This is a genomic window from Mycoplana dimorpha (assembly GCF_003046475.1).
GTDB classification, from domain to species: Bacteria; Pseudomonadota; Alphaproteobacteria; order Rhizobiales; family Rhizobiaceae; genus Mycoplana; species Mycoplana dimorpha.
Genome location: NZ_PZZZ01000006.1, coordinates 163,540 through 174,996, shown reverse-complemented (window position 1 = coordinate 174,996; position 11,457 = coordinate 163,540). Strand labels below are relative to the sequence as shown.

5 protein-coding genes are annotated in these 11,457 nt (G+C 66.8%); all 5 read left to right on the top strand.

What is annotated here, in order from left to right:
* The first annotated feature begins 92 nt into the window (after window positions 1-92).
* Entirely contained in the window at window positions 93-1,139 is a 1,047-nt protein-coding gene (fba, locus tag C7449_RS15495) for a class II fructose-bisphosphate aldolase (RefSeq protein ID WP_108003800.1), read from the top strand.
* 1,100 nt (window positions 1,140-2,239) lie between these two features.
* On the top strand, window positions 2,240-2,803 hold the full coding sequence (gene ahpC, locus C7449_RS15490) for an alkyl hydroperoxide reductase subunit C (RefSeq protein WP_108003799.1): 564 nt from the start codon (window positions 2,240-2,242) through the stop codon (window positions 2,801-2,803).
* 197 nt (window positions 2,804-3,000) lie between these two features.
* Window positions 3,001-4,581, top strand: coding sequence for an alkyl hydroperoxide reductase subunit F (ahpF, locus tag C7449_RS15485; protein WP_108003798.1), 1,581 nt, complete (start codon window positions 3,001-3,003; stop codon window positions 4,579-4,581).
* Between the two features lie 109 nt (window positions 4,582-4,690).
* A complete protein-coding gene (locus C7449_RS15480) occupies window positions 4,691-5,614 on the top strand; it encodes a LysR substrate-binding domain-containing protein (protein WP_108003797.1) in 924 nt (307 codons plus the stop codon).
* Window positions 5,615-5,949: 335 nt separating this feature from the next.
* A partial coding sequence (locus tag C7449_RS15475) for a DUF4082 domain-containing protein (RefSeq protein ID WP_245414411.1) occupies window positions 5,950-11,457 on the top strand: 5,508 nt, incomplete at its 3' end.

Here is an 11,457-nt window from a genome sequence, read left to right as displayed (position 1 = left end):
GGGTGCTCCCACCGGCGGCGGGGCTGTTGCCAGGCTCGCCGCTTGTATGGTTAGTGCCGGGCACAGGTGTTTGCTCGAAAAGGAGAAACGGAATGGCGTTGATTACCATGCGGCAGTTGCTCGATCACGCGGCGGAGAACGACTACGCGCTGCCGGCGTTCAACGTGAACAATCTCGAATACATCCAGGCGGTGATGCGCGCCGCCGATGCCACCGATTCGCCGGTGATCCTGCAGGCAAGCCGCGGCGCCCGGGCCTATGCCGGCGACGCCTTCCTGCGCCACCTGATCCTCGGAGCTGCCGAGGAATACCCGCACATTCCGATCTGCCTGCATCTCGACCATGGCGATCAGCCCTCCACCTGCATCTCGGCGATCACCAACGGCTTCACCTCGGTGATGATGGACGGCTCGCTGCTCGCCGACGGCAAGACCGTCGCCAGCTATGACTACAACGTCGACGTCACCGCCGAAGTGGTGAAGATCGCGCACGCGGCCGGCGTTTCGGTCGAGGGCGAGCTCGGCTGTCTCGGCAATCTCGAGACCGGCGCCGGCGACAAGGAGGACGGCCACGGCTTCGAGGGCAAGCTGTCGCGCGAGGAACTGCTGACCGATCCGGACCAGGCGCTCGACTTCGTTTCGCGGACCGGCGTCGACGCGCTGGCCGTCGCCATCGGCACCAGCCACGGCGCCTACAAGTTCACCCGCGAGCCGGATGGCGAGATCCTGTCGATCGAGACGATCGCCAAGATCAACAAGAAGCTGCCGAACACCCACCTCGTCATGCACGGCTCCTCGTCGGTGCCGAAGGACCTGCAGGACCTGTTCAACGCCTATGGTGGCAAGATGAAGCCGACCTGGGGCGTGCCGGTGTCCGAGATCCAGAAGGCGATCCCGCTCGGCGTGCGCAAGGTCAACATCGACACCGACCTGCGACTGGCGATGACCGGCACGATCCGCAAGAACTTTACCGAGAACCCGGAAAACTTCGACCCGCGCAACTACCTGAAGCCGGCAACCGCGCTGATGACGGAGGTCTGCAAGGAGCGCTTCGAAGCCTTCCGCACCGCCGGCAAGGCCTCGAAGATCCGCACCAAGCGGCTGCCGGAGATGGCGAAGTTCTACGCCTCGGCGAATTGATTTTCGGCCACGCGATGGTTGGCCGGAAAACGTTGACCGAGTGACAGTTCGACAGGGGCGGGGAGGGACTTCCCGCCCCTGATCGTTTTTTAGGCCGCGGTACGTCCGGAGCGCCGTGATTGCTTTCAGGATCGATAAGTGGCGGACGGGCGGGCAACATTGACCGTCGTCGCCGGTCCGGCGCGCCGGACGCTTGGCTGAACCGGTGCCTGCCCGTTCGCCTCGATCGCATTCGGCGACCCGCTCTGCCCGCGCGCGCGCCGAGGACGCCGGCCTGCTGACTATGGTGGATCGTGGGGGATTGCAAAGGCGGGGCGGGCGCCGGCTGGTTAATTAACATGGTTAACAACCAGTGACGAAAGCAAAGCCCTTGTTTGCTTTCGTTATGGAGAAATGACCTCGTCCAATCAAGGTGTTGCGGCTGCCCGGCTTTGGGTCCCCACAGGCTCCAACCCCGGCCGCGTTGCCCGTGGCAGGTCCTGCCCGACAGAGACGGGCACTGCTAAGGGCGAGCTTGGAGTCCAGGCCGCGTAACGGCATCAGTGCCGTCGCCTGCAAAAGTATGAGGAGTGTTTTCGGGGTTCGCGGGCCGAAGCCGCGTAACGCAGCGAGCATATTTCAAGAGACGGCCTGCTCGGTCTCGGGGCGGCATTGGCGCTCCCCGGCAAGGGACGGTTCTGGAGCTCAGGCTGCGTATCGGCAAAAGTGCGGTCGCCGGCAGAAGTATTGGGAGCGTTTCCGGCGTTCGCAGGCCAAGGCTGCGGAGTGCGCCGAGCATATGCAACATACGGACGGCTCGGTTACTTGCGGCATTGGCCTCCCGGCAAGGGACAATTCTGGGGCGAGGCCCCCGTATCGGCAACAGTGCCATCGCCAGCGGGAGTGGGACGGAGAGGGGTGCACGGGAAGACGGGGTCGGTCCCGGCCGGCTCTTGCGCTACGCGTCAAGGGGGCGAGCACGGGCGACTTTGCTGCGGCGCGGCGATAGACCGCAGCTATCAAACTTTCAGGAACTATCTATTTCCTTTATGGATGCTGCCTGTCTATGTTGCGGCGCGAAAGCGATCTTCGCTTCGCAGCAATTTTCTACAGGAGTACCCATGTCCCTTATCAATACCCCCATCAAGCCGTTCAAGGCGCAGGCCTTCAAGCAGGGCAAGTTCATCGAAGTGACCGAAGCCGACATCAAGGGCAAGTGGGCGATCTTCTTCTTCTATCCGGCCGACTTCACCTTCGTCTGCCCGACCGAGCTCGGCGACCTGGCCGATCACTATGCCGAGCTGCAGCGCCTCGGCGTCGAGGTGTTTTCGGTCTCCACCGACACGCACTTCAGCCACAAGGGCTGGCATGACGCTTCGGAGACGATCGGCAAGATTGAGTACGCGATGATCGGCGACCCGACCGGCACGATCACCCGCAACTTCGAGGTCATGCGCGAAGGCGAGGGTCTTGCCGACCGCGGCACCTTCATCGTCGATCCGGACGGCATCATCCAGGCGATGGAAATCACCGCCGAGGGCATCGGCCGCAATGCCGCCGACCTGCTGCGCAAGGTCAAGGCCGCCCAGTATGTCCGCGCCCATCCGAACGAAGTCTGCCCGGCCAAGTGGGAAGAGGGCGCCAAGACGCTCGCCCCCTCGCTGCAGCTCGTCGGCAAGATCTGACGCCTGAACCGAGGCGCAGCGCGGACTGTCGGGTCCGTTGCCGCGCTTCCTTGTTCTCGCGTGTCCCGGTCCGTAAGACCGGTCCCATTTCCGAAAGGCATGCAAGACGCCGTCCCGTTCCAACGGGGCGGCACCCCTGCCACGCATCCTCCCAAAACCGTGGCCCGCGAAATTTCAAGTGTAATCCGGAGTGCCCCATGCTCGACGAAAACCTGAAGTCCCAGCTGAAAGCCTATCTCGAAAAGGTCGTCCGCCCGGTGGAAATCACCGCTTCGGTCGACGACAGCCCGAAGTCGCAGGAGATGATGGCGCTGCTGAACGAGCTGGTGGGGCTCTGCGATTTCGTTTCGGTCACCGAGCGCCGCGACGATGGCGAGCGGGCGCCGTCCTTTGCGCTCAACAGCCCCGGCCAGGACACTCACCTGCGCTTTGCCGGCATTCCGATGGGCCACGAGTTCACCTCGCTGGTGCTGGCGCTGCTGCAGGTCGGCGGCCATCCGCCGCGCACCGAGCAGGCGATCATCGACCAGGTGCGGGCGCTCGAGGGCGAGCTGAGCTTCGAGACCTATTTCTCGCTGTCCTGCCAGAACTGCCCCGACGTGGTGCAGGCGCTGAACCTGATGGCCGTGCTCAACCCGCGCATCAAGCATGTGGCGATCGACGGCGGCGTCTTCCCGGCCGAGGTGGAAAGCCGCCAGGTGATGTCGGTACCGTCGGTCTACCTGAACGGCGAACTGTTCGCGCAGGGGCGCATGGAGATCGAGGAGATCGTCGCCAGGCTCGACACCGGCTCGGCGGCACGTGTTGCCGAAAAGCTGAACGAGCGCGAGCCCTATGACGTCCTCGTCGTTGGCGGCGGACCGGCAGGTGCTGCCGCCGCGGTCTATGCGGCGCGCAAGGGCATCCGCACCGGCATTGCCGCCGAGCGCTTCGGCGGCCAGGTGCTCGACACCATGGCGATCGAGAACTTCATCTCCGTCCGCCACACCGAGGGCCCGCAGTTCGCTGCCGCGCTCGAGGCGCATGTCAAGGACTACGACGTCGACGTGATGAACCTGCAGCGGGCCGAGAAGCTGGTGCCGGGCAAGGACCTGATTGCAATCGAGCTGGCAAACGGCGCGACGCTGCGCTCCAGGACCGTGATCCTCTCCACCGGCGCGCGCTGGCGGCAGATGGGCGTTCCCGGCGAGGACCAGTACCGCAACAAGGGCGTCGCCTATTGCCCGCACTGTGACGGGCCGCTGTTCAAGGGTAAGCGCGTCGCCGTCATCGGAGGCGGCAATTCCGGCGTCGAGGCGGCGATCGATCTGGCCAACATCGTCGCCCACGTCACGCTGATCGAGTTCGACAGCAAGCTGCGCGCCGACGACGTGCTGCAGCGCAAGCTGCGCAGCCTGCCGAACGTCGACGTGCTGCTCAATGCCAAGACCACCGAAGTGCTCGGCGATGGCCAGAAGGTCACCGGCCTGACCTATGAGAACCGCATCGCCGGCCAGCGTCACACGCTGTCGCTGGAGGGCATCTTCGTGCAAATCGGGCTGCTGCCGAACACGGAATGGCTGAAGGGCACGCTCGAGCTGTCGCCGCGTGGCGAGATCGTCGTCGACGCGCACGGCCAGACCTCGGTTCCGGGCGTCTTTGCCGCCGGCGACTGCACGACCGTGCCCTACAAGCAGATCGTGATCGCGGCAGGGGAGGGGGCCAAGGCCTCGCTCGCCGCCTTCGACCACCTGATGCGCACCTCCGCGCCCGACAGCGACAACGCCAAGGCCGCCTGAAACAATTCAGTCCACCCGCTGCGCCGCAGGTCCACCTGCGGCGCCTTCGAATTTCGACAGCAGTCCCGGAAACCGCAGCGGTTGCCGGGACCTGCGTCCGGACCGACCGATGAACCTGCGCGAACTGGAATATCTGATCGCTTTGGCGGACCTCCGCCACTTCGGCCGCGCCGCCGAGGTCTGCAACGTCAGCCAGCCGACGCTCTCCATGCAGATCAGGAAGCTCGAGGACGAACTGGGCGCGCCGCTCCTCGAACGCACGCCGCGTTCGCTGATGCTGACGCCGTTCGGGCGCGACACGGTGGCGCGAGCGCGCCGCATTATGGGCGAGGTGGAGGAGATGCGCCGCGCCGCGCTGCGCAGCCGCGATCCCGAGACCGGTTCGCTGCGGCTCGGCATCTTCCCGACGCTCGGACCCTACCTGCTGCCGCACGTCGTGCCGCACATCCGCCAGCGCTATCCGCGGCTGGAGATGCTGCTGGCCGAGGAGAAGAGCGAGACGCTGCTTTCGCGCCTCCGCGACGGCAGGCTCGACGCCGCCCTGCTGGCGCTGCCCGTTGACGACAGTCGCTTGCAGGCGGAGTTCCTGTTCGAGGAGCGCTTCCTGCTCGCGGTGCCGGCCGGCCACGCGCTGGCGGCGCGCCCGGCGGTCCGGCTCGACGATCTTGCCGGCCACGAGCTGATGCTGCTCGAGGAAGGCCACTGCCTGCGCGAGCAGGCGCTCGACGTCTGCCGGCTGTCCGGGGCGGCCGAGCGCGCGTCGTTCCGGGCGACGAGCCTGGAGACGCTGCGCCAGATGGTCGGTGCCGAAGTCGGCATCACGCTGCTGCCGGAACTCGCCACCCTGTCTTCGGCCCCGGCGCCGCTCCGGCTGCTGCGCTTCGAAGGTGCCGCGCCGACCCGCCGGATCGCGCTTTGCTGGCGCCGGAGCGCGGCTATGGGCGAGTTCCTGAAGGAGGTCGCGCAGGTGCTGCGCACCGTTTCCCAGGCGCTGCTGGCGGAACAGCAGACCGCAACACAGCGGCACGCCTGAGCCGGCCAGATCTCGCCGGCCGCGCCGCTACACGCACGCCTCGCCGTTCGTCGATGCATGCTAGGTGCGCTTTACAGTCCTTAGCCGCCCCTTAGCGACAAATGACACCCCTCGATCATCTCTTGTTCCAGCCCGCCCCCCGTGCCGCAAGTGGCCGATAGTGCCTGCGTTCCATGGAATTGCCACCCGCCCGCATGCGCCGAATAGAGGCCGTGGACTGGCCTAAATCGAAATAGCTAGAGTATATTTTCGGGCATTTCGACTATGCTATTCTTCATCACAACCCGGATATTCGTGTCCTTTGAACCCCCCAGTTCTCGCGGGAGGGCGATCCCATGTTTCGCTATGCTCATCGTTGGGCTCCCCGAACAATACTGCTGGACGCTCTCCCCGGATGGTTGGCCGTCGGCCGGAAGGCAACGCCGCGCAAGTTCGCCGCCAGGCATGAGGAGCAGGGGCCGTCCGCCGTATCCGCGCACGTCACCGACCGGGACAGGCCCGATACCCCTGCCGTAACCCTGAGCGGCAATGCCGCAGCCGATGTGCGCGGCGGGCAGGGCGACGATCCGCATTGCGAGGCGGCGGGACTGCCGGATGACGCAGAGCGCGCCTCGGCCTGGCTGGCCGACCTTGTCGCAGCCGCCTCAAGGATGATCGCGCAGGGGGATCGTCCCGCCATGGCCTCACTGGCCGGCGATCTGAAGCAGTTCGCACCCTTCAAATGGAATGCGGCCGCGGCAGGATTGAATTCCGCACCAACGACCGCACCATCCACCGCGCCGCCGACCCCGGCCGCGACGGACGCGGGCACCGGCCTGGCCGGCGGCGATCCGCTGGGGCCGGCCCTTCTGCAAGGCTCCGCCCCGGCCGTCCCCGAGCAGGACAGGTCCAGGGTGTCCGTCCAGACCGCGCCGTCCGGAAATGTCGTCATCCTCGAGTCGACGCCGTCGGCGACGGAGACCGCGCCGGTTGCCGGGTCGGCCTCGCACCTGGCGTTCGGCATGCCCTTCGGGGTTTGCGGATGCGGCTACTTCAACTCTCCGAGCCGCATCCTGGAGTGGGCCGATGCCAACGGCGTGCTCCAGCCGGATGGCCAGCTGCCGGGAACCCGGCTGACCGAAGGACCGGATTATGTGCCGACGAGCCGGGGAACGACCGGCGCCTCGACCAGCGACCCGATGCTGAACCGGGACGTGTCGCCCCTGACCGGCTGGACCGGCACGGCGGACTGGAGCCAGTCGCCGGTGTGGCATGGGGCCCTGCCGGGCGGCGGCGAGAGCGGCACGGGAAGCCCGACCTCAAAGGGCGTCGGCATCCTGTCCGGCTCGGTTACGACGCAGCCGGTGGGCACGCAACGAGCCCTGACGCAGGGACTGGCAGCTGCGGCCGCGGCCACCAATCTGATCGTGCTTGAAAACCAGAAGCAGGGCAATCCGGAGAGCGAGTGGGGGATCAGCGGCGCCGGCAGCTCGAACATCGAAGGCTTCGCCACCGACATCAGCGTCGACAACGGCAAGACGATCAGCTTCAAGATCAATACGAACTCAGCCAACTACCGGATCGACATCTACCGGCTTGGTTATTACGGCGGCTCGGGTGCGCGAAAGGTCGCGACGCTGCAACACACCGGCCTGCAGAACCAGCCGGCGCCCTTGCGCGATGCTGCGACCGGCATGGTCGACGCCGGCAACTGGGCCGTCTCGGCCTCCTGGAACGTGCCCGCCGATGCCGTATCCGGCGTCTACATCGCCAAGCTCGTGCGGCAGGACGGCACTTTCGGCGAGAACCACATCCCGTTCATCGTCCGCGACGACGACAGCCGCAGCGACATCGTCTTCCAGACCTCCGACCAGACCTGGCAGGCCTACAACGGCTGGGGCGGGGCGAACTTCTATGGCGGCAACGGCCCGGCCACCGGCCAGGGCGCCGGGCGCGCCTATGCCCTCAGCTACAACCGGCCGATCGCCACGCGCGGCGGCGTCGGTACCTTTGCCGGGCCGCAGGACTATCTGTTCGGCGCCGAGTATGCCGGCCTCTACTGGCTGGAACAGAACGGCTACGACGTCTCGTACATGGCCGGCGTCGATGCCGACCGCTATGGCAACCTGCTGCTCAACCACAAAATGTATCTGGATGTCGGCCATGATGAATACTGGTCCGGCCAGCAGCGCGCCAATGTCGAGGCGGCCCGCGACGCCGGCGTCAACCTGCAGTTCTGGAGCGGCAACGAGGTCTACTGGCGCACCCGCTGGGGCAACAGCATCAGCAGCGATGCCACGGCCTACCGTTCGATGATCTCCTACAAAGAGACCTGGTCGCCGGGTGCGAGCATCGATCCCTCCAACGAATGGACCGGGACGTTCCGCGATCCGCGTCTCAGTCCGCCGGCCATCGGCGGCGGCAACCCGGAAAACTCGCTGACCGGGCAATTGTTCATGGTCGACGACGTCGGCAACAATCTGCAGTCGATCACGGTTCCCTATGAAGACGCCGACCTGCGCTTCTGGCGGAACACAAGCGTTGCCAACCTTAAGCCCGGCCAGACCGCGACGCTGACCAAGAACTATCTCGGCTATGAATGGGACGAGGCGCCCGACAATGGCTTCGATCCCGCCGGCCTCGTCAAGCTGTCGTCGACGACCGTTCCGGTCAGCAGCTACCTGCTCGACTACGGGAACACGACCGGAAACGGAGTGGCGACCCACAACCTGACGCTCTACCGGGCCCCCAGCGGCGCGCTGGTGTTCGGGGCCGGCACGGTCTACTGGTCCTGGGGACTGAGCAACAATCACGACCTGCAGGCCACGCCGTCCGACCCGCGCGTGCAGCAGGCGATGGTCAATCTGCTCGCCGACATGGGAATCCAGCCGGGAACGCTGCAATCCGGACTCGTCCCTGCGACCGCGTCGACCGACCGCACCGCGCCGACCTCCACCATCTCGGTGCCTTCGACGGTCAACTCCGGCGACACGATAACCATCACCGGCACCGCCGCCGATTTGGGCGGCGGCGTGATCGCCGGCGTCGAGGTCTCGACCGACAACGGTGCGAGCTGGCATCCAGCAACCGGCGACGCGACCTGGGCCTACACCTGGTCGCCGCAGGTCGCCGGCACCTATACGATCCGCTCCCGGGCCGTCGACGACAGCATCAACCTGGAAACGCCATCGGCAGGGCGCACGGTCACCGTCAGCGGGCCGACCTACGTCTCGCTGTTTCCGGGAACGGCGACGCCCGCGACCGTCAACACCAACGATTCGGCGGCGGTCGAGCTCGGGGTCAAGTTCCAGACCTCGGCGGCCGGCACTGTCAGCGGCATCCGCTTCTACAAGGGAAGCCAGGACACCGGCACGCACACCGGTTCGTTGTGGTCGAGCACCGGCACCCGGCTGGCGACGCTGACGTTCACGAACGAGACGGCCAGCGGCTGGCAGACGGCGTATTTCTCCGGTCCGGTGACCCTGACGCCGGGCGAAACCTATACGGCCTCCTACCACACCAATGTCGGCCGCTATTCCTCGACCACCAACTACTTCACCTCGAATGTGACGAGCGGCCCATTGACGGCGCCCGCCAGCGGCAACGGCGTCTATGCCTATGGTAGTTCCAGCCAGTTTCCGACCAACACCTATCAGGCATCCAACTACTGGGTCGACGTGGTCTTCAACCCGACAACGTCGACGCCGGGCAACACGGCGCCGACGGCGGTGGCCGACGCGGGCGACGCCACCGAGAAGGGCGGCATCGCCAACGGCTCGGGCGGGTCGCCCGCCACCGGGAACGTGCTGACCAACGACACCGACCCCGACCCCGGCGACACCAAGACGGTCACCGCGGTGCGCTTCGGCACCACCAACGGCACGCTCGGCACGGCGCTGGCCGGCACCTATGGCAGCCTCGTACTGAATGCGGCGGGCGCCTACACCTACACGATCAACGAGACCAACGCCGCCGTGCAGGCGCTGCGGCTGTCGACCAACACGCTGAGCGACGTCTTCAGCTACACCATGCGCGACAGCGCCGGCGCCACCGCGACGGCCAATCTGACGATCACCCTCCACGGCGCCAACGACGCGCCGGTGCTGACGACCCAGACCACCAACCAGAACGCCGTCGTCGGCTCCGCCTTCTCGCTGGTGCTGCCGGCCAACACCTTCACCGATGTCGACAGCGGCGACGCGCTGACCTACAGCGCAACACTTGCCAGCGGCGCGGCGCTGCCGGGCTGGCTGAGCTTCAACGCCGCCACGCGGACCTTCAGCGGCACGCCGGCGGCGGGCGACACCGGCACGCCAAGCATCCGGGTGACGGCGACCGACCTCGGGGGGCTGGCGACCAGCGAGACCTTCGACATCGCGGTGACGACGACGCCGACGACGCCGACGACCTACAGCCTGTTCAGCGCCTCCAGCACGCCGGCCCAGACCGGGCTGAACGACCGCCAGCAGCTCGAGCTCGGCGTCAAGTTCCAGTCGAACGTGGCCGGCCAGATCACGGCCATCAAGTTCTACCGCAGCCCCGGCGACAGCGGCCAGAACGTCGTCGACCTGTGGACGGCCACCGGCACGAAGCTGTCCACCGCCACCTTCACCAACACCTCGGCCACCGGCTGGCAGACCGTGGCCCTGCCGAACCCGGTCAACATCGCCGCTAACACCACCTACATCGCCTCCTATCACAGCACCGGCAATTACGTGGCGACCGATGGCTACTTCAGCAGCCCCGTCACCAATGGCCCGCTGACGGCGCCGTCCAATGCCGGCGCGGGCGGCAATGGTGTCTATCGCTACGGTGGATCGGCCACGACCGGCATATTCCCGAATGCTTCCTACCAGGCCGCCAATTACTGGGCCGACGTGGTGTTCAACCCGACAACGTCGACGCCGGGCAACACGGCGCCGACGGCGGTGGCCGACGCGGGCGACGCCACCGAGAAGGGCGGCATCGCCAACGGCTCGGGCGGGTCGCCCGCCACCGGGAACGTGCTGACCAACGACACCGACCCCGACCCCGGCGACACCAAGACGGTCACCGCGGTGCGCTTCGGCACCACCAACGGCACGCTCGGCACGGCGCTGGCCGGCACCTATGGCAGCCTCGTACTGAATGCGGCGGGCGCCTACACCTACACGATCAACGAGACCAACGCCGCCGTGCAGGCGCTGCGGCTGTCGACCAACACGCTGAGCGACGTCTTCAGCTACACCATGCGCGACAGCGCCGGCGCCACCGCGACGGCCAATCTGACGATCACCCTCCACGGCGCCAACGACGCGCCGGTGCTGACGACCCAGACCACCAACCAGAACGCCGTCGTCGGCTCCGCCTTCTCGCTGGTGCTGCCGGCCAACACCTTCACCGATGTCGACAGCGGCGACGCGCTGACCTACAGCGCAACACTTGCCAGCGGCGCGGCGCTGCCGGGCTGGCTGAGCTTCAACGCCGCCACGCGGACCTTCAGCGGCACGCCGGCGGCGGGCGACGCCGGCACGCCAAGCATCCGGGTGACGGCGACCGACCTCGGGGGGCTGGCGACCAGCGAGACCTTCGACATCGCGGTGACGACGACGCCGACGACGCCGACGACCTACAGCCTGTTCAGCGCCTCCAGCACGCCGGCCCAGACCGGGCTGAACGACCGCCAGCAGCTCGAGCTCGGCGTCAAGTTCCAGTCGAACGTGGCCGGCCAGATCACGGCCATCAAGTTCTACCGCAGCCCCGGCGACAGCGGCCAGAACGTCGTCGACCTGTGGACGGCCACCGGCACGAAGCTGTCCACCGCCACCTTCACCAACACCTCGGCCACCGGCTGGCAGACCGTGGCCCTGCCGAACCCGGTCACC